Below are 19,222 nucleotides of genomic sequence, written 5' to 3'. Positions count from 1 at the left end.
CATGAAAACGACTCACCTTCCGGCGGCGTCAGGCGCGCTATCTCCGGGTAAGTTTGTACGCTCACGAGAGAGCATCCTGCTGTTGATTCTCAGGCTGCGCACGTTTATCGCGCTGTTCCTGATTCTGGGGTTCTTTGCCTTCACGGTACCCGGATTTTTGGCAACCGGCAGCCTGATCATCATGGTGAAGCACATTGCCATCAATGCGTTTCTGGCGCTGGGGATCACGTTTGTCATCATCACCGCCGGGATTGACCTGTCCATCGGCGCCACGTTAGGGCTGTGCGGCATGGTAGCGGGCTACATGATTACTCAGGGAATTGTGCTGCCGATGTTCGGCGTCGCAATTTTCCCCAGCGTGTGGGTCATCGTGCCTGTCGTGCTGCTGATTGGCGCGCTCATTGGTGCCATCAACGGCTGGATCATCACGCGGTATAACGTTGCGCCCTTTATCTGCACGCTCGGAACGATGTACATCGTACGTGGAGCATCGATGCTGATTTCCGGCGGGGAGACGTTCCCCGGTTTGGGCGGTAATCCGCAGTTGGGCAACACCGGTTTTGAGCTGATTGGCTCCGCCACGATCTTGGGATTACCGCTGGCTATCTGGCTGATGCTGGTGCTGGCCGTGGTGATTGCTTACGTGGCGCGCCGCCTGCCGTTTGGCCGCCATGTCTATGCGATTGGTGACAACGAGCGTGCTGCTGAACTTTCCGGCGTCAAAGTGCGTCAAGTCAAAGTCTGGGTCTATACCATTTCCGGTTTCTGCGCGGCTATCGCGGGCATTGTGGTGTCTTCTCAGTTGGTCGCCAGCCATCCGGCAACTGGTACTGCTTTTGAAATGAACGCGATTGCTGCTGTGGTGCTTGGCGGAACGTCGCTGGCAGGCGGACGCGGCACGATTCTGGGCACGCTGATTGGCGCATTTGTCATCGGGATTCTTGCTGACGGGCTGGTGATGATGGGCGTGAGTGAATTCTGGCAGATGGTGATTAAAGGCATTGTCATCATTGTGGCGGTGATTATCGACCAGATGCAAAACCGTATGCAGCACAAGGCCGCAATCGTGTCCCAGAAGGCCGCGGCGGAAGGAACATAGTTAATGAAGGGACGTAGTTAATTAAGCATAGATCGCACATTAAGCATAAATCGTACGTTAAGCGTAACTAGCACGGGGCGTTGAGTTGTGGCGATAACGATGTCGGTAGGCATACCGAGGCCCGATTTGAGCGCAATTTTTTTTGATTTGATATGAATAAATATTCGTTTTTGAGTAAAAATTCAAGTGAGGTGAAGTATGAATCCGTACGCATTGTCGGTGGAGGCGCTGACGCACAAAGCCCGCGCCATTCGTCGCCGCATTATTCATCTGAATGCCAATAGCCCGGCTGGCGGGCACACGGGTGCCGACCTGTCACAGGTCGAGATTCTGACGGCGATGTACTTTCGCATTCTGAACTGTGCTCCGGATCGCCTTCAGGATCCGCAGCGGGATATTTACATCCAGTCAAAAGGTCATGCGGTCGGCGGCTATTACTGCTGTCTGGCGGAAGCGGGCTATTTCCCGGAAGCGTGGCTGGCGACCTATCAGCACCCGGATTCGCATTTGCCGGGGCATCCGGTCAAGCATAAAACGCCGGGGATTGAACTGAACACCGGCGCGCTCGGGCACGGGCTGCCGGTTGCTGTCGGCATTGCGCTGGCAGCGAAGCGCGATAACAGCCCGCGTCGGGTGTTTGTCCTGACGGGGGATGGTGAGCTGGCGGAAGGCAGTAACTGGGAAGCGGCGCTGGCAGCGGCACATTACCAACTGGATAACCTGATCATCATCAACGACAAGAACAAGCTGCAACTGGCGGGAACGACCTGTTCCATTATGAACACCGATCCGCTGGCGGAAAAGTGGCAGGCTTTTGGCCTCCAGGTCACGGAATGCGCGGGTAATGATATGCGCTCGGTGGTGGAAACGCTGGAGAATCTGCCGCGCAACGGCAAACCGAATGTGGTGATTGCGAATACGGAGAAAGGTGCAGGCGTGTCGTTTATTCAGGGGCGGGCTGAGTGGCATCACCGCGTGCCGAAAGGCGAGGAAATTGCACTGGCGCTGGAGGAATTAAAAGATGAGTAACGCAGAGCATCTGGCAACCGTCATGATCGAGCAGTTCATCAAGGCCGTCGAACAGGGGATTGATATCGTTCCAGTGTTGGCGGATTCGACCTCTACGGCGAAGATTTCACCGTTTATACAGCGTTTCCCCGACCGCATCGTCAACGTGGGGATCGCAGAACAAACCATGGTGGGGACGGCGGTAGGGCTGTCCATCGGCGGAAAGATTGCGGTGACCTGTAACGCGGCCCCGTTTTTGATCTCCCGTGCGAATGAACAGCTCAAAGTCGACGTCTGTTACAACAACAGCAACGTTAAGCTGTTTGGGCTGAATGCGGGCTGTAGCTACGGCCCGCTCGCCAGCACGCACCACAGTATTGACGACATCGCGGTGCTGCGAGGGTTTGGTAATATTGAGATCTACGCGCCATCCAGCCCGGAAGAGTGCCGTCAGATTATCGATTATGCGTTTGAACATCAGGGGCCGGTCTATATCCGCCTCGATGGGAAACCGCTGCCTGCCTTGCATGATAAGCAGTATCGCTTTGTGCCAGGGCAGATCGATGTGCTGCGCAAAGGTCGCGATATCACGCTGGTCGGGCTGGGGTCGACCGTGCATGAAATTGTGACGGCCGCTGAATTATTAGCAGAAAAAGGACTTTCCGCTACGGTGGTTAATCTTTCCTCTATCCGCCCGTGCAATACTCAGCAATTGCTTGAAATTCTGAGTGAAACACCTCGAGTCATCACAGTCGAGGAACATAACGTCAACGGCGGTGCAGGCAGTCTGGTAGCGGAAGTGCTGGCGGAAGCGGGCAGCGGAATTCCTCTTGTGCGGTTGGGAATTCCTGATGGTCAATACGCGATTGCCGCCGATCGGAGCGCGATGCGAGCGCATCACGGGCTGGACGCGACGGGCATTGTCAACGCAGCACTGCGTCTTTGCCCGGGAGGCTGATGATGTTTACGCCGGTTATTTTGGCAATCGATGAAGGAACGACGAACGCCAAGGCGATTGCCGTCGATGAGCGGGGGCGCATTCTGGCTAAGGCGGCAGTCGCTTTGCAGGTGACGCACCCGCAACCGGGCAGAGCCGAGCAGGACGCGATGGCGATCTGGCATGCGGTTTGTCAGGCGGCAGAAGCCTGCCTGTCGTCATTACATCGGGCTCAGGTGGTGGGCGTTGCGATCAGCAATCAGCGTGAGTCGGTGCTGATTTGGGACAGGCGAACCGGAAAGCCACTGACGCCGCTGGTCAGTTGGCAGGATCGCCGCGCCGAGAAATTTTGTCAGGCATTGCAGGGCAGTGCGGAAGCACGTCTGATCGAATCCCGTACCGGTCTACAGGTCGATCCACTTTTTCCCGCCGCCAAACTGCACGCCATGCTGGCAGAACTGCCGGATGGTGTCGTCCGGGCGATGCAGGGGGAACTGTGCATCGGAACGGTGGACTGCTGGCTTAACTGGCAGTTTAGCGGCGGACGAGCGTATTCCACCGACTATTCCAACGCGGCGAGAACGCAGCTGTTTAATATCCACCGCGGCTGCTGGGATGAGGATCTGCTGGCGCTGTTCGGTATTCCCAGCGTGTGCCTGCCTGCCGTTACGCCGTCCTCGGCGTTACATGGTCACACTGGCGTGACGGGCATCAAGGGGCTTGCCGCTGGCGTACCGATTGTGGCGCTGATTGGTGATTCTCATGCAGCCTTGTACGGTCAGGGCATTACCCAAAGCGGTGAAATCAAGGCGACATACGGCACCGGTTCGTCGCTGATGACCACCATCAACACGCCGCATCAACAGGCCGTAGGGCTTAGCACCACCATTGCCTGGCACGATGGCGAACTGCGCTATGCGCTGGAAGGCAATATTACCCACACCGGTTCGGGATTTGCCTGGATTGGTCAGATGCTGGGCATTCCTTCCGTTACACAACTTACCGAGCTGGCGCTCAGCGCCGACGCTAATGAGGGCGTTTTCTTTGTTCCTGCGTTATCCGGGCTGGGCGCACCCTATTGGGATGTGCAAGCACGTGGCCTGTTGTGCGGCTTATGCGATGCCACCACGCCCGCCATCATCGCCCGCGCTGGGCTTGAAGCCATCGCGTACCAAATTGCCGACGTCTTTTTCGCGATGGAACAGGCATCGCAGGCTGCCTTACCCGCGCTGCGCGTGGACGGCGGCGCGACACAAAATCGCTGGCTGATGCAGTTTCAGGCCGACCTCTTGCAGCGCCCATTGATTCGCAACCATAACGCGGAAGTGTCGGCGCTGGGAGCGGCTTATCTGGGCGGAAAAATGCTGGGGTGGTGGGAACACCACGAACAGATTGCCGCACTACCAAGAGAAGTCGAGGTTATTGAACCGTCGACGACTAATTACGGGATTTTGGAGAGCTATCAACAGTGGCGCACGGCGGTAGCGCGTGCGCGTCTGCGGCCCGAGTCATAACCATTTTTAACAGTAAAAACCTATCCGATACGAAAGAAAAGACAAGCAGCTCAATACCATCAGAAATCAATGAGGTGACTTTTATGGCAACGTATAACTACCCTGAATTTGGTGCCGGTTTGTGGCATTTTGCGAACTATATCGACCGCTATGCCGTAGATGGCTACGGCCCGGCATTGAGCACGATCGATCAGATCAAAGCGGCGAAAGAGGTCGGCGAACTTTCCTATGTCGACTTGCCTTATCCCTTCACGCCGGGCGTGACGCTCAGCGAAGTGAAAGACGCGCTGAAAGATGCAGGGCTGAAAGCGATTGGCATCACGCCGGAAATTTATCTGCAAAAGTGGTCGCGTGGTGCTTTTACCAACCCCGATCCCGCGGCCCGAGCGGCGGCGTTTGAATTAATGCACGAATCTGCGGGCATTGTGCGTGAACTCGGCGCGAATTACGTCAAAGTCTGGCCGGGTCAGGATGGCTGGGATTATCCGTTCCAGGTCAGCCATAAAAACCTGTGGAAGCTGGCGGTTGACGGCATGCGCGATCTGGCCGGAGCTAACCCCGATGTGAAATTTGCTATCGAATACAAACCGCGTGAGCCGCGCGTGAAAATGACCTGGGATTCTGCCGCGCGAACGCTGCTGGGCATCGAAGATATCGGGCTGGATAACGTGGGCGTGCTGCTGGACTTTGGGCATGCGCTGTATGGCGGCGAATCACCAGCCGATTCTGCCCAGTTGATTATCGATCGCGGTCGTCTGTTCGGCATGGATGTGAACGACAACCTGCGCGGCTGGGATGACGATCTGGTGGTCGGCACGGTGCATATGACCGAGATCTTCGAATTCTTCTACGTGCTGAAAATCAACAACTGGCAGGGCGTCTGGCAGCTCGATCAGTTCCCGTTCCGTGAGAACCACGTTGAGGCGGCGCAGCTGTCTATCCGTTTCCTGAAGCACATCTATCGCGCGCTGGATAAGCTGGATATCCCGGCGCTTCAAGCGGCGCAGGAAGCACAAAATCCGTTACAGGCGCAGCGAATTGTGCAGGATGCGCTGCTGACATCCATTAACGTTGACGAGTAATCACGTCACGCTACGTTAGGCACGGAGCAGGGGAATCATTCTGCGCCTGACGTGACTATTATTTGCTAACCGCTGGGTGATGAGTGTTTAGATCAACGTCTCAGCGGTTAATCGATCGGTAATCAACACATCAACGTAGTGCCCAGTTAATGCTCCGCGAATCGCGGCACTTTTCTCGACACCACCCGCTAACGCCACCACGCGTGGACACTGACGCAACTGCGGCAGCGCCATACCAATCACGGGATCTTCATCGTCCTGCAACACCGGTTCGCCTTCCGCGTTGTAGTAATGCAGGCATAAATCGCCCACAGCACCACACTCGGCTAACTGTTGCAGCATCGCTTCGTGATAGTAGTTACCGGAGTTTTTCAGCAGTTGCGACGGCTCCAGCACGCCAATACCGACTAGTGCCAGACTCACCTCGCTGAATTTATCAACCACGCTGGAAACCTCATCGCTGGTCACCAAACGGGCGCGATCTTCCACCGACCGTTCGATACTCTGCGCGGGCAAGAGGTAAGCGGGGCAACTGAGCTGATTGGCTAAGGTTTGCGTCAGGATCGTTGCCTGCACGTTGCCGTTCGGCCCAACGCCACCTAACAATTGGATGACGCCCTGTGCCTTGACGCTTTGCGGATGCAGGCTGCCCACCATCGCCCGCAGCGTGCTGCTCCAAGACGAAATACCGACCAGATCGTCAGGGCGGATACTGGTTTGGACATAGTGTGCGGCAGCAGAACCAATCGCCTGCTTGATTTGCGCCAGCGTGGCGTTATCGGCGACATCCACCACGATAGCCTGATCGATGCCGTAGCGCTTCTGAATCGCTGCTTCCAGCCCCATGAACATGTTTGGGGGTTGAATTACGCTGATTTTGACCACACCTTCTTTAACACTGCGCGTGATCGCGCGGGAGACAAAAGACTGTGACAAATGGAGTGAGGCGGCAATTTCTGCTTGTTTCATCCCTTCGCTATAATAGAGCGTAGCGATCTTGACCAATAATCGCTGTTCGTCTTGCTTTGACATGACTTTTCCCCTTGCTAGCTTGCTGCTGTCATTTTTATTCAGCACAGAATAAATAACAAGCGCAGACGGCAGTGGAGTGCGGTTCTTGATTTCCCTGTCTGCATCGGACATGGTAATTTAATGGGGTTTGTCGCCAAAATTTGGCATAATTCATCCGGTTAATGGATATCACAGGAAGGACAATGTGAAATATTTGCTGATTTTTTTACTCGTGCTGGCGATATTCATCATTTCTGTCACACTGGGTGCGCACAACGATCAGGTTGTGACATTTAACTACCTGCTGGCACAGGGGGAGTATCGTATCTCCACACTGCTCGCCACGCTGTTTGCCTTGGGTTTTGCTCTTGGCTGGGTTATCTGTGGTCTGTTTTATCTGCGTCAGCGCATTGCGCTTGGCCGTGCACAACGTAAAATCAAGCGCCTGGAACAACAGCTTTCTACCTCCACCGAGGAGAACGTGGCGCCAGTGCAGACGGTCACCCACTAAGGAATTCTCTCTATGTTAGAACTGCTGTTTCTGTTGCTGCCCGTGGCCGCCGCGTACGGTTGGTACATGGGTCGCAGAAGTGCGCAGCAGGACAAAGAGCAGGAATCTAACCGCCTGTCCCGTGAGTATGTCACCGGGGTTAACTTCCTGTTGTCCAATCAGCAGGATAAGGCGGTTGAGCTGTTCCTCGACATGCTCAAGGATGACAGCAACACCTTTGAAGCCCACCTCACGCTCGGTAACCTGTTCCGTTCGCGCGGCGAAGTTGACCGTGCGATTCGCATCCATCAGGCTTTAACTGAAAGCGCATCGCTAACCTTTGAACAACGCCTGCTGGCGGTGCAACAGCTGGGTCGTGACTACATGGCCGCAGGGCTGTATGACCGCGCCGAAGAAAGTTTCAACCAGTTGGTGGATGAAGACGATTTTCGCCGCAGCGCCTTACAGCAGCTTTTGCAGATCCATCAGGCGACCAGCGATTGGCCGACGGCAATCGATGTGGCGGAAAAATTGGTCAAAATGGGAAAAGACCAGCTTCGTGTGGACATCGCGCATTTTTACTGTGAATTGGCGCTGTTGGCGATGGGTAGCGACGATCTGGATAAGGCGCTAACACTCCTGAAAAAAGGGGCGGCGGCGGATAGTCAATGTGCCCGTGCGTCTATCATGATGGGACGCATCTACATGGCGCAGCAGGATTATGCGCGTGCCGTGGAAGCCTTACGACAGGTTCTCGATCAGGATAAAGAACTGGTTAGCGAAACGCTGCCGATGCTGCAAGAGTGCTATCAGCATTTAGATAAGCCCTTGGATTGGGCGAATTTCATCAAACGCTGCGTAGAAGAAAATACCGGCGCGACGGCGGAATTGATGCTGGCCGATATTCTCGAAAGAGAAGAGGGCGCCGAGGTTGCACAGGCTTATATTAACCGTCAGCTTCAACGCCACCCCACGATGCGCGTGTTCCATCGCCTGATGGATTTTCACCTGCATGAAGCGGAAGATGGACGAACAAAAGAGAATCTTCAGGGATTGCGCGACATGGTAGGCGAACAGATTCGCACCAAACCGCGCTATAACTGCCGCAAGTGTGGCTTCGCGTCGCAATCGCTCTATTGGCAATGTCCTTCCTGCCGCACCTGGGCTAGCATCAAGCCGATCCGTGGGCTCGACGGCCAGTAGCGTTTCACGATATCGATCTAGTGTTATTTAACGCAATTTAGTTACAACATACTAATAACTGCGCGCGATTTCGGTGCCAGCCAGCGTCTTTAAACGCATTGGTCTTCAGGCGGCTGGGATTTCAGGAGCGGGGCATGTAGAATGCGGCGGGAATTTTGGCTTCGAAAGAAACAGGGTGACGAATGAAAAACGAAAATCTACAGCAAAAGAATCAAACGGTATCATCCCCGATTGTAGTCGCGCTGGACTATGCCAGTCAGCAGGCGGCGCTGTCGTTTGTTGATCGTATCGATCCCCAGGATTGCCGTTTGAAGGTAGGTAAAGAGATGTTTACCTTATTCGGCCCACAGTTCGTGCAGACATTGCAACAGCGCGGCTTTGATGTGTTTCTCGATCTGAAATTCCACGATATTCCAAACACTGTCGCTCACGCCGTTGCGGCCGCGGCCGATCTTGGCGTGTGGATGGTGAATGTCCACGCCAGCGGTGGTTCGCGCATGATGACCGCGGCGAAAGAAGCGCTGGTGCCGTTTGGTAACGATGCGCCGCGGCTAATTGCCGTAACCGTGTTAACCAGCATGGACGAAGATGACCTGCGCGGGCTTGGTATTACCGTCAGCCCAGCAGAGCAGGCGGAACGACTGGCTGTGCTAACGCATAACAGCGGGCTGGATGGCGTGGTGTGTTCCGCGCATGAAGCGCAGCGGTTGAAGCAGGTATGCGGTCAGGCATTTAAATTAGTCACGCCAGGAATTCGTCCGGCGGGCAGTGACGTTGGCGATCAGCGCCGTATTATGACGCCGATTCAGGCACAGCAGGCTGGCGTCGATTATATGGTGATTGGGCGTCCGATCACCCAATCAGCGGACCCAGCGCAGACGCTGCGTGAGATTCGCGCCTCACTGCTAAATGGTGCGTCATCATGAGCATGCGTCGTGACGAAAATAGCCAGTTGGTTTACTCCACGGAAACCGGGCGTATTAAGCCGGAAGAAGAACAAGTAGCTCGGCCAAAAGGCGACGGCATTGTGCGCATCCAGCGTCAGACCAGCGGGCGCAAAGGAAAAGGCGTATGCCTGATTAGCGGTCTCGATCTTGATGATGCTGCGCTGGATAAGCTGGCGGCTGAATTAAAGAAAAAATGTGGCTGTGGCGGTTCAGTGAAAGACGGCGTGATCGAAATCCAGGGAGATAAGCGCGACCTGCTAAAACAGCTGCTGGAAGCGAAAGGAATGAAAGTTAAGCTGGCTGGCGGCTAAAGCACATGCAGCTTGAAGTATGACGAGTATAAAAAAAGCAGCAGGTTTACTCCCGTGAACCTGCTGCCCACAAATTCGTTATTTATCGACCTGACGGCCAATCAGCCCGCCGATAGCTGCACCGCCCAGTGTTCCTAATGTTCCGCCATCCGTTAAGATAGCCCCACCTACTGCACCCGCACCGGCACCAATCGCGGTATTACGGTCACGTTTGGACATGTTTGAACAGCCTGCAAGCGTTACAGCAAGCGTAATTGCCAGAGCGGCTGTTGCAAAACGTTTGTTTAATTTCATCTTTTTCCCCTTTCTGCTCTTGGTCTCACGTTTCTTGTGAGGAAATATCGAACAATGTGCTTTTTACGGTATTAAATAAAAAAACCGAGCCTTTTACCGCTTTATGACAAGTATAATCATCGGGAAAAACGGCAACAGGTAAAAACTCTTAATTCCCCTGCGTTATGTTAACGATAGCAATAATTGATAAATTTGGCTGTTTTTTAATCAATCCTGTGGAGTGTCTCTTTCTTTTTCCCATAGCAGAACACCGCTAGGTCTTTAGCGATTTAGCCCATAGCGACGAACTCGTCAGGCCGCGAGAATGGTGTTATCGCGCCGATGGAGGCTGACTATGTTAGAAACGCTAAAAAAACAGGTATTGGAAGCCAATCTGGCCTTGCCGCAGCACAATCTGGTGACGTTTACCTGGGGAAATGTCAGCGCGGTCGATCGACAGCGCGGCCTGATGGTGATCAAACCTTCCGGCGTGGAGTATTCGGCCATGACGCTGGAGGACATGGTTGTGGTTGAGCTGGAAAGTGGCAAGGTGGTGGAGGGGACGAAGAAACCCTCGTCAGATACCGATACCCATCGTGTGCTGTATCTGGAATTTGCCGATATCGGCGGTATTGTGCATACCCATTCCCGTCATGCCACGATCTGGGCGCAAGCCGGTAAAGATATCCCCGCCTGGGGAACGACGCACGCGGACTACTTTTATGGGCCTATTCCCTGCACGCGTCTGATGTCGGATGCGGAAATCAACGGGCGCTATGAGTGGGAAACGGGAAGGGTGATCGTCGAAACTTTCCGCCAGCGTGGCATTTCTCCGGTGGATGTCCCTGCCGTCTTGGTTAACTCACATGGCCCCTTTGCGTGGGGGAAAGATGCAGATAACGCGGTGCACAACGCCGTTGTTCTGGAAGAGCTTGCCTACATGGGGATTTTCTCACGCCAGTTAACGCCTCAGTTGGGCGAGATGCAGCAAACGCTGTTGTATAAACACTACTTACGCAAGCACGGCAAGAACGCGTATTACGGACAATAAACCGCAGTGTTCCTTCCTCATGCCCTTTAAGCCACATAGCGCCGCAAATGCGGCGCTATTGTTATTTTTGGGGCTTGGGTGTCGGCCAGTGATGGCACGCCATAAAAAATCCCTCCGCGAGGGAGGGATTGGAGAAGATGTATCGATGATGCTTAAGGCTGAGCGCCGTCTCGTAAGACAATCGGGCTCTCTTTTGCCGTTGGGGCATCGCTATTCATCGCACGACGAATGACGAAGAAGGCGGAAACCAGCATTGTCACCGCCACCAGCATGAAGAACCCGCACAGCGCGGCGTTGATCTGATTACTGAAGACGATAGTTTCCATGTCTTTAATCGATTTGGCTGGTGCAATCAGCGTATTCTGTTCAATACCTGCCGCGAAGCGTTTTGCCTGAGCCAGAAAGCCGATGCTCGGTTTTTCATGGAAAATTTTCTGCCAACCCGCCGTCATCGACGTAATAAACAGCCAGACAGTAGGCACGATAGTCACCCACGCATAGCGCTGTTTCTTCATCTTAAACAACACCACGGTGCCGAGAATCAACGCCATCGAGGCCAGCATCTGGTTACCGATACCGAACAGCGGCCAGAGCGTGTTGATGCCGCCCAGCGGATCGATCACGCCTTGATAGACGAAGAATCCCCAGCCGGAAACGGCGACGGTGGTACCGGCCAGATTCCCCAGCCAGGAACGGCTGTTCGCTAATCTGGGAATCGCAATACCGACCAGATCCTGCACCATGAAGCGACAGGCGCGCGTTCCGGCGTCAACCGCGGTCAGAATGAACAGCGCTTCAAACAGAATCGCGAAGTGATACCAGAATGCCATCATTGCCCGGCTGTTAAAGATTTCGGTGATGATGTAAGCCATACCGACCGCGAAGGTCGGTGCGCCACCCGCACGGGAAAGAATAGAGGCTTCGCCAACGTCATTGGCAATGGCGCTCAATTCCTGCGGGGTAATCACAAATCCCCAGTTATTGATGGCTAGCGAGGCACTCTCAACCGTGGTGCCGATCAAGGCGGCGGGTGAGTTCATGGCGAAGTAGATACCCGGTTCAATAACCGAGGCACAAATCAGCGCCATGATCGCCACGAAGGATTCCATCAACATTGCACCATAGCCGATGAAGCGGATATGGCTTTCACGTTCAACCAGCTTCGGCGTGGTGCCGCTGGAAACCAGCGCATGGAAGCCGGAAATCGCGCCGCAGGCGATGGTGATAAACAGGAAGGGGAACAGCGTACCGGAGAAGACTGGGCCGGTGCCGTCAATAAAACGAGAAACGGCAGGCATTTTCATTTCCGGCATGGCGAACACAATACCGAAGGCCAGCCCGACAATGACCCCGATTTTCAGGAACGTAGAGAGATAATCACGCGGTGCCAGCAGCAGCCAGACGGGCAGGACTGAGGCCACGAAGCCATAAATCACCAGAACCCAGGTGAGTGACGTCCCTTTCAATGTGAAGAACGGTCCCCAGTAAGGGTGTACGGCGATGTTACCGCCGTAGACAATCGCCAGCATCATCAGCACAAAGCCGATGATAGAGACTTCAGCGATTTTGCCCGGACGTAAAAAGCGCATGTAAACGCCCATGAAGAGCGCGATAGGGATGGTGGCGGCAATGGTGAACAATCCCCACGGACTTTCTGCCAGCGCTTTAACGACAACCAGCGCCAGCGCCGAGAGAATGATGATCATCACGCCCAGCGCACCGAGCATGGTGATAATACCCGCGAACGTGCCCAGCTCCTGTTTTGCCATCTCACCCAGAGAACGACCGTCCCGGCGGGTTGAGATAAACAGCACCAGAAAATCCTGCACCGCACCCGCCAGCATGACGCCGACCAAGATCCAGATCGTACCGGGGAGGAAGCCCATCTGTGCGGCGAGAATCGGCCCGACCAGCGGACCGGCCCCAGCGATGGCGGCGAAGTGGTGGCCGAATAGGACCCATTTATTGGTGGGAACGTAATCCAGACCGTCGTTATGACGCTCCGCCGGTGTCAGTCGGCGATCGTCGAGCTCAAACACTTTTTTGGCGATAAACAGGCTGTAAAACCGATAGGCGATGCTGTAACACGATACTGCCGCGATAACCAACCACACGGCATTGACGTGTTCACCGCGGCTTAGCGCCAGCGTGGCGAACGAAAAGGCGCCCGCCAGGCCGACTAGCAGCCAGATCACAATGCTCTTTACGTTACTCATAACAACGGCTCCTTCGTTATTCAGAAAAGGTATACCGTAATACTTCAAGCTGCATGTGCGTTGGCAATACTCGGCTCATTTCTGAGCCTCGCCCTGAAGGGCCGCCGCAAGCGGCGTTCAAATCGGCTTAGCCGATTTGTCCTTACTCACCCCAGTCACTTACTTGTGTAAGCTCCCGGGGATTCATGCGGTTGCCGCCTTCCTGCAACTCGAATTATTTGAGGTATATGGCGCGGGTGTTAATGCAATTTAACCATAGTGGGTTTAATGGCGAAGAGAAGGGAATGGATGAGAAAATGTGAGCGAAGGTGAATTTTTGTAAAGAAACTTAAAGGGTAAACAATGGCTAACGTGCGAGAACGGCCCCCCAGTTTGTAACGCGTCCCTGTTGCCAGAGACGCAGGGGCTGTGCAACACGCGTCTTAAGGCAGAACATTCCCGGCGGCGCGGTAAATTTCGTACCATTCTTCGCGGCTGAGCGACAGGGTAGACGCCGCCGCGATGTCACGGATACGTTCCGGGCTCATGGTGCCGATAACCACCTGCATCGCGGCAGGGTGACGCAAGATCCACGCGGTGGCGATCGCGGTATTGGTGACGCGATGTTGCTCGGCGATGCGATCAAGGGTGGTGTTCAGTTTGGGGAATTTCTCGTTATCGAGGAAAACGCCGTCAAAAAAGCCGTACTGGAAGGGTGACCAAGCCTGAATCGTCATGTTATTCAGACGGCTGTATTCCAGAATCGCGCCATCGTGATTCACCGATGCCGGGTTCGTCATATTCACGTTAAGGCCGGCATCAATCATGCCTGTATGCATGATGCTGAACTGCAACTGGTTGGCGATCAGCGACTGGCGTACGGATTTTTTCAGCAGTTCAATCTGCAACGGATTCTGATTGCTGACGCCGAAATGGCGCACTTTTCCGCTGCTCTCCAGCTCATCGAAAGCGGCTGCGACTTCATCGGGTTCAAACAGCGTGTCCGGGCGGTGCAGCAGCAGCGTATCAAGATAGTCCGTTTTTAAACGCTGTAGGCTACCTTCGACGGAGGCGATGATGTGCGCCTTAGAGAAGTCAAAGAAGCCCTGACGAATACCGCATTTGGATTGCAGAAAAATTGATTCACGGCGGATGGCGGTCTTCTGTAAGCCGGCGGCGAAAATCTCTTCCGACAAACCTGAGCCATAGATATCGGCGTGATCGAAGAAATCGATGCCCGCCTCGACGGAAGCATTGAGGATATCAGCCGCTTCACTCGTGCTTTTCTTTGCCATTCGCATACAGCCCAACGCAATGTTGGAAGCCTGTATCGCGGATGTACCGATTGTCATTTTCTTCATCGGGAACACTCCTGTGATGAGGGTTGCACGTCCGCCGAGATGACTCGGCGGCATGGCACTTAGGCGGCAGGTTTTGCCACGATGCTGCGGGTTTCCAGACGAACTTCAGCGATGACCACGTCCAGCGTATCCCCCTGACGATAAACCACGTCGCCTTTCACTGAGAGGGTGCCCATTTCCTGACTGCACACCAGCTCATCGCGCACAGCGTGGATAAAGGAGGACGGGATAAATGCGACAGCGCCGTTATCCAGCAGGCGAACGCGCAGGCCACCGCGCGTGACGTCAATGATTTCCGCATTGAAGCGACTATCCGTACCGGCTTTATCTTTGAGGTAGCGGGCGTACAGCCAGTCGCCGACATCACGCTCAGCCATACGATTAAGGCGGCGGCGTTCGGCCAGTTGTACGGTGACGTCGTCCTGCGGTTTTTCCGCGGCCTGTCCGGTGATAACCGCTTTCAACAAACGGTGGTTCACCATATCGCCGTATTTACGGATCGGCGATGTCCAGGTGGCGTAGGCTTCGAGCCCCAGACCAAAGTGCGGCCCCGGCGTGGTGCTCACTTCCGCGAACGACTGGAAGCGGCGAATGCGGCTGTCCAGGAACTGCGTCGGTTGGGCATCCAGCTCGCGGCGCAGCGTACAGAAGCCACCCAGCGTCAACAATGCTTGCGCGTCGGCTTGAACACCGTGGGTATCCAATACGGCAACCGCTTGTTCGATCGAGGCAGGATCGAAGCCGTTATGCACGTTATAGATGCCGAAGCCCAGCTTATCGCGCAGCACAATGGCCGCACAGACGTTGGCCGTAATCATGGATTCTTCAACGATACGGTTAGCGATGCGGCGATGTTCAACCACGATATCCAACACGTCGCCTTTCTCACCCAGCAGGAAGCGGTAATCCGGGCGATCTTTAAACACCAGCGCGTGAGTGGTGCGCCATTCGCTACGAGCCAGACAGAGACGTTGCAGCAAACGAATTTGTTCGGCAATCGCGTCATTTTGCGGCTGCCATTCACCTTGATCTTCCAGCCAGTCAGAGACGTTGTCATACGCTAACTTGGCTTTGGATTCGATCCAGGCGGCAAAGAAGTGAATGTCGTCACCCAGTGCACCGTCGGTGGCAATCGTCACGCGGCAGGCGAGGACAGGACGACGTTCGTCCGGGCGCAGGGAACAGATATCGTCCGACAGCGGGCGCGGCAGCATCGGGATGTTGAAGCCAGGCAGATAGTTGGTGAAGGCGCGCTGGCGTGCAATGTTGTCCAGCTCGCTACCCGCCGCGACATACGCAGTCGGGTCGGCGATAGCGATGGTTAATTGCAGCGAACCATCACCGTTGTCCTGCACGTACAGCGCATCGTCCATATCTTCCGTGCTGGCGCTGTCGATAGTGACAAAGCTCAGCGCGGTGAGATCTTCACGGACGAGTTCGCCGTCATGGCGCTCAGTCGTTTCAACCTTTGGGGCTGTGCGCTCCAGATTATGACGTGACAATGTCACCCACCACGGCACCAGCGGGTCATTGCCCGTGGTGATGTACTGCGTCAGTTCAGCATGAAATCCACGGTCGCCCTTCAACGGGTGACGGCGCATTTCGGCTACGGCCCAATCACCTTCCTGAAAATCGTGCGTGACATCGCGCGCGGCGCGGCAAGGGATGGCATCTTTCAGCAGCGGGTGGTCAGGCGTAATGGATAAGCGATCGTCTTTTTTATGGATGCGCCCAACAAATCGGGTCAGGAAGGGTTCGATCAGCGTTTCTGGCTCGACAATTTCCCGCTCTTTTTCCGTATGCAGGGTGGCGGTAATCCGGTCACCGTGCATCACTTTTTTCATGTGCGGAGGGGGAATGAAATAGCTTTTTTGTCCGTCAGCTTCAAGAAAGCCAAATCCTTTATCGGTGCCTTTGACGACACCTTCAACACGCGGTGTCTGAGAGTGAAGTTGCTGTTTTAGCTGTGCAAGCAGCGGATTATCTTGAAACATAGCGTCCAGAAATACGGTTGTGAGTAGCTCAATTAGCGATTCACAGTTTTACTCGAATCGGGTGCTGGCGGCAAGAATAATCGGGGAAAGTGTGGTCGCAGATCGGTAGCAGAAGCGCGGATAAACCCGAGTAAAGTCAACGCTGATTTGAACGTGTCCACCTGCCGTGCACGCGACTGATTTCAAAGCACGAGTTATGAAATGGAATCTATTCCACTAGGCGTTATTGATGCAGCCAGTTTGGACACGGACAGCGCGGAAAAACCGGAGCGTACACGTAGTACGTGAGGATTTTGAGCACTGCCTAGGTTCAAAATGGCAAATAAAATAGCCTAGTGGACAGATGCTTAGGCGATACGCAGCAGAGACTCTTCTTGCGTACTACGACGAACGACAACCGGCACAGACTTAGAGGTCGGCGTGTGCGTTTCATCCCCAAAGCTGGACAGCGGCACCAGCGGGTTGGTTTCTGGGTAATAGGCCGCCAGATTGCCGCGCGGAATCGCGTAGCTCACCAGCTTAAAGCCGTTGACGATACGGGTAATGCCGTCATTCCACAGCGTTTCGATATCGACGAGATCGCCGTCTTCCAGCCCTAACGCACTGATGTCATCTGGGTGCATGAATAGCACTTCCCGCTGCCCGTACACGCCGCGATAGCGGTCATCCAGTCCATAGATGGTGGTGTTGTACTGATCGTGTGAGCGCAGGGTTTGCAGCGTAAAGGGCACGTCGCTGCCTTGTAGTTGCGGAAACAGCGTGTCGGGCAGCGCGGCATGGCTGAATTGCGCTTTCCCGTTGAGGGTATTGAAGTGCAGTTCAGCGGCGGCGTTACCGAGATAGAACCCACCCGGCAGGTCGCAATTGGCATTGAAATCGGTAAAGTTGGGAATAGTCGCGGCGATATGGTCACGGATACGTGAGTAATCGCCCGCCAGCGCCAGCCAGTCGAGCTTTTCATGACCGAACACCGCATTGGCAATCCCGGCAATAATCGCCGTTTCCGAACGCTGCAACGGCGAAAGCGGCTGCCCGACGCCCTGCGACGCGTGCACCATGCTGAAAGAGTCTTCGACGGTAATAAACTGCGCGCCGCTGGCCTGCATATCGAGATCGGTACGGCCGAGCGTCGGCAGAATCAACGCATCGACCTTGCCCGTCACCAGATGGCTGCGGTTGAGCTTGGTGCTGATATGTACGGTGAGATCGCAGCGGTTGAGCGCTTCTTCGGTGCGTGCCGAATCCGGTGCGGCGGCAGCGAGGTTACCGCCCAGCGCGATCAGCACTTTTATCTCGTCGCGCAGCATCGCTTCCAGCGCTTCTACCGTATTGTGGCCTGCGGCGTAAGGCGGTGTGAAGTTATAATGTGCCGCCAGACGATCGAGAAACGCGGCCGTCGGTTTCTCGTCGATCCCCATGGTGCGGTTGCCCTGCACATTACTATGGCCGCGTACCGGACACAGTCCCGCGCCCGGCTTCCCTAGCTGCCCGAACAGCAGTTGCAGGTTCACGATTTCCCGCACGGTGGCGACGGAATGCTTGTGCTGGGTAATCCCCATCGCCCAGGTGCAAATCACGCGCGGCGACTGCTGATAAATCGCTGCCACATAGCGCAGCTGCACTTCGCTCAGGCCGGACTGCTGTTCGATTTTCTGCCAGCTTGTGGCATCGACAGCCGCCAGATAGTCGTTCATCTGTTGAGTATGCGTGGACAAGAAATCCTGATCGAATAAACCGGCTTCCCCAGCGGACAGACGCTGGCGATGCGTTTCCAGCAGCGCTTTTACCATGCCGCGCACGGCGGCCATATCGCCGCCCAGATTGGGTTGCAGGTAGGTTTCGCTAATGGTGCCAGACATTGGCGTGAGCAGCTCCAGCGGGTTCTGCGGATTGGCAAAACGTTCCAGACCGCGCTCGCGTAGCGTATTAAACGAGACGACGTGCGCGCCTCGGTCGGCGGCGTGGCGCAGGCTGTGCAGCATGCGTGGGTGATTGGTACCAGGGTTTTGCCCGAAGACGAAAATTGCGTCAGCGTGTTCGAAATCATCCAGTCGAATCGTGCCTTTACCGACGCCGATACTCTGTTTCAGACCGATGCCGCTGGCCTCATGGCACATATTCGAGCAGTCAGGGAAATTGTTGGTACCCAGCATGCGGCCAAAAAGCTGATACAGATAAGACGCTTCATTGCTGGCGCGGCCAGACGTATAAAGCTCCACCTGATTAGGGTGTGCCATGTTACTGATGTGGCGAGCGATCAGCGCAAACGCCGCGTCCCAACTGATAGGGACATAGCGATCGCTGGCACGATCGTAGCGCATCGGGTGGGTTAAGCGCCCCTGATACTCCAGGAAATAGTTACTTTGCTGACGTAGCGTCGTGACGCTGTGGGCGGCGAAAAAATCCAGATCGACCGCTTTGCGTGTCGCTTCCCAACTGACCGCTTTCGCGCCGTTTTCACAGAAGCTGAATGTGCTGCTGTTGTCATCACCCCAGGCACAGCCGGGGCAGTCAAATCCTTTCGATTTATTGACCCGCAACAAGTTTCGGATATTTTTCAGCGCTTGCTTGCTGTCGAGAACAAAACGCGTGGTGGCTTCCAACGAGCCCCAGCCGCCAGCCGCATTGCGGTATGGCTTGATGGATGGTTTGAATTTCATGTTCGAATCCGCAGGTGATAATGTTGTTTTTATGTGAGCAAAATTTTAAATGTTTGCTCTTGAAATGAAGTTTAGGTGTCGTCGGC

The 19,222-nt window shown here is 55.0% G+C and carries 16 protein-coding genes; 10 read left to right on the top strand and 6 right to left on the bottom strand.

What is annotated here, in order from left to right; all coding sequences use genetic code 11:
* The first annotated feature begins 1 nt into the window (after position 1).
* The 5 genes from LOZ86_RS11905 to LOZ86_RS11885 all read left to right on the top strand — a co-directional run bounded on the left by LOZ86_RS11905 (position 2) and on the right by LOZ86_RS11885 (position 5,640).
* The gene (locus LOZ86_RS11905) at positions 2-1,099 is read left to right on the top strand and encodes an ABC transporter permease (RefSeq protein ID WP_039481026.1); all 1,098 of its coding nucleotides are present in this window, start codon (positions 2-4) and stop codon (positions 1,097-1,099) included.
* Positions 1,100-1,297: 198 nt separating this feature from the next.
* The gene (locus LOZ86_RS11900) at positions 1,298-2,128 is read left to right on the top strand and encodes a transketolase (protein WP_039481023.1); all 831 of its coding nucleotides are present in this window, start codon (positions 1,298-1,300) and stop codon (positions 2,126-2,128) included.
* Positions 2,121-3,065, top strand: a complete 945-nt coding sequence (locus LOZ86_RS11895; RefSeq protein WP_039481020.1) for a transketolase family protein — start codon at positions 2,121-2,123, stop codon at positions 3,063-3,065. Before LOZ86_RS11900 ends, LOZ86_RS11895 begins: the two co-directional genes overlap by 8 nt.
* 2 nt (positions 3,066-3,067) lie before the next feature.
* On the top strand, positions 3,068-4,558 hold the full coding sequence (locus LOZ86_RS11890; RefSeq protein ID WP_161547168.1) for an FGGY-family carbohydrate kinase: 1,491 nt from the start codon (positions 3,068-3,070) through the stop codon (positions 4,556-4,558).
* 83 nt (positions 4,559-4,641) lie between these two features.
* A complete protein-coding gene (locus LOZ86_RS11885) occupies positions 4,642-5,640 on the top strand; it encodes a sugar phosphate isomerase/epimerase family protein (protein ID WP_039481017.1) in 999 nt (332 codons plus the stop codon).
* Positions 5,641-5,727: 87 nt separating this feature from the next.
* On the opposite strand, the gene LOZ86_RS11880 is transcribed toward LOZ86_RS11885, so the two are convergent.
* A complete protein-coding gene (locus LOZ86_RS11880) occupies positions 5,728-6,672 on the bottom strand; it encodes a sugar-binding transcriptional regulator (protein ID WP_161546952.1) in 945 nt (314 codons plus the stop codon).
* Between the two features lie 184 nt (positions 6,673-6,856).
* Here LOZ86_RS11880 and LOZ86_RS11875 point away from each other — a divergent pair, with 184 nt between their 5' ends.
* The 4 genes from LOZ86_RS11875 to yciH all read left to right on the top strand — a co-directional run bounded on the left by LOZ86_RS11875 (position 6,857) and on the right by yciH (position 9,602).
* Positions 6,857-7,162 carry a LapA family protein gene (locus tag LOZ86_RS11875; protein ID WP_010276674.1) on the top strand — a complete coding sequence of 102 codons (306 nt, stop codon included), beginning with the start codon at positions 6,857-6,859 and terminating at the stop codon, positions 7,160-7,162.
* Positions 7,163-7,174: 12 nt separating this feature from the next.
* Positions 7,175-8,344 (top strand): lipopolysaccharide assembly protein LapB, encoded by a 1,170-nt coding sequence (lapB, locus tag LOZ86_RS11870; protein WP_039481013.1) that lies wholly within the window; start codon positions 7,175-7,177, stop codon positions 8,342-8,344.
* A gap of 182 nt (positions 8,345-8,526) precedes the next feature.
* Positions 8,527-9,270 (top strand): orotidine-5'-phosphate decarboxylase, encoded by a 744-nt coding sequence (gene pyrF, locus LOZ86_RS11865; protein WP_111778483.1) that lies wholly within the window; start codon positions 8,527-8,529, stop codon positions 9,268-9,270.
* Positions 9,267-9,602, top strand: coding sequence for a stress response translation initiation inhibitor YciH (yciH, locus tag LOZ86_RS11860; protein ID WP_039481008.1), 336 nt, complete (start codon positions 9,267-9,269; stop codon positions 9,600-9,602). The genes pyrF and yciH overlap by 4 nt, the downstream gene beginning before the upstream one ends.
* A gap of 78 nt (positions 9,603-9,680) precedes the next feature.
* Here yciH and osmB read toward each other — a convergent pair whose 3' ends face one another.
* On the bottom strand, positions 9,681-9,896 hold the full coding sequence (osmB, locus tag LOZ86_RS11855) for an osmotically-inducible lipoprotein OsmB (protein WP_010276685.1): 216 nt from the start codon (positions 9,894-9,896) through the stop codon (positions 9,681-9,683).
* Positions 9,897-10,230: 334 nt separating this feature from the next.
* On the opposite strand from osmB, the gene araD reads away from it, so the two are divergent.
* A complete protein-coding gene (araD, locus tag LOZ86_RS11850; protein ID WP_165707562.1) occupies positions 10,231-10,926 on the top strand; it encodes an L-ribulose-5-phosphate 4-epimerase in 696 nt (231 codons plus the stop codon).
* Between the two features lie 152 nt (positions 10,927-11,078).
* On the opposite strand, the gene LOZ86_RS11845 is transcribed toward araD, so the two are convergent.
* The 4 genes from LOZ86_RS11845 to LOZ86_RS11830 all read right to left on the bottom strand — a co-directional run bounded on the left by LOZ86_RS11845 (position 11,079) and on the right by LOZ86_RS11830 (position 19,136).
* Complete coding sequence (locus LOZ86_RS11845) at positions 11,079-13,142, bottom strand: carbon starvation CstA family protein (protein WP_039481002.1); 2,064 nt, start codon at positions 13,140-13,142, stop codon at positions 11,079-11,081.
* A 422-nt stretch (positions 13,143-13,564) separates the two neighbouring features.
* On the bottom strand, positions 13,565-14,482 hold the full coding sequence (locus LOZ86_RS11840; RefSeq protein ID WP_039480999.1) for an aldo/keto reductase: 918 nt from the start codon (positions 14,480-14,482) through the stop codon (positions 13,565-13,567).
* Positions 14,483-14,541: 59 nt separating this feature from the next.
* Positions 14,542-16,476 (bottom strand): exoribonuclease II, encoded by a 1,935-nt coding sequence (locus tag LOZ86_RS11835; protein ID WP_039480995.1) that lies wholly within the window; start codon positions 16,474-16,476, stop codon positions 14,542-14,544.
* A gap of 347 nt (positions 16,477-16,823) precedes the next feature.
* On the bottom strand, positions 16,824-19,136 hold the full coding sequence (locus tag LOZ86_RS11830) for an FdhF/YdeP family oxidoreductase (protein ID WP_039480993.1): 2,313 nt from the start codon (positions 19,134-19,136) through the stop codon (positions 16,824-16,826).
* Positions 19,137-19,222 lie beyond the last annotated feature (86 nt).

The organism is Pectobacterium parvum (assembly GCF_020971565.1).
In the GTDB taxonomy this organism is placed as follows: Bacteria; Pseudomonadota; Gammaproteobacteria; order Enterobacterales; family Enterobacteriaceae; genus Pectobacterium; species Pectobacterium polare.
Note: the sequence above shows the minus strand (reverse complement) of the source record. Positions and strands in the feature narration are given on the sequence as shown.

Bases quoted from the DNA above. Each gene is read 5' to 3' on its own strand.
- LOZ86_RS11895 (WP_039481020.1), top strand. From the start codon at position 2,121: ATGAGTAACGCAGAGCATCTGGCAACCGTCATGATCGAGCAGTTCATC.
- LOZ86_RS11830 (WP_039480993.1), bottom strand. From the start codon at position 19,136: ATGAAATTCAAACCATCCATCAAGCCATACCGCAATGCGGCTGGCGGC.
- LOZ86_RS11845 (WP_039481002.1), bottom strand. From the start codon at position 13,142: ATGAGTAACGTAAAGAGCATTGTGATCTGGCTGCTAGTCGGCCTGGCG.
- LOZ86_RS11900 (WP_039481023.1), top strand. From the start codon at position 1,298: ATGAATCCGTACGCATTGTCGGTGGAGGCGCTGACGCACAAAGCCCGC.
- LOZ86_RS11835 (WP_039480995.1), bottom strand. From the start codon at position 16,476: ATGTTTCAAGATAATCCGCTGCTTGCACAGCTAAAACAGCAACTTCAC.
- osmB (WP_010276685.1), bottom strand. From the start codon at position 9,896: ATGAAATTAAACAAACGTTTTGCAACAGCCGCTCTGGCAATTACGCTT.
- LOZ86_RS11905 (WP_039481026.1), top strand. From the start codon at position 2: ATGAAAACGACTCACCTTCCGGCGGCGTCAGGCGCGCTATCTCCGGGT.
- LOZ86_RS11890 (WP_161547168.1), top strand. From the start codon at position 3,068: ATGTTTACGCCGGTTATTTTGGCAATCGATGAAGGAACGACGAACGCC.
- LOZ86_RS11880 (WP_161546952.1), bottom strand. From the start codon at position 6,672: ATGTCAAAGCAAGACGAACAGCGATTATTGGTCAAGATCGCTACGCTC.
- lapB (WP_039481013.1), top strand. From the start codon at position 7,175: ATGTTAGAACTGCTGTTTCTGTTGCTGCCCGTGGCCGCCGCGTACGGT.
- araD (WP_165707562.1), top strand. From the start codon at position 10,231: ATGTTAGAAACGCTAAAAAAACAGGTATTGGAAGCCAATCTGGCCTTG.
- pyrF (WP_111778483.1), top strand. From the start codon at position 8,527: ATGAAAAACGAAAATCTACAGCAAAAGAATCAAACGGTATCATCCCCG.
- yciH (WP_039481008.1), top strand. From the start codon at position 9,267: ATGAGCATGCGTCGTGACGAAAATAGCCAGTTGGTTTACTCCACGGAA.
- LOZ86_RS11840 (WP_039480999.1), bottom strand. From the start codon at position 14,482: ATGAAGAAAATGACAATCGGTACATCCGCGATACAGGCTTCCAACATT.
- LOZ86_RS11885 (WP_039481017.1), top strand. From the start codon at position 4,642: ATGGCAACGTATAACTACCCTGAATTTGGTGCCGGTTTGTGGCATTTT.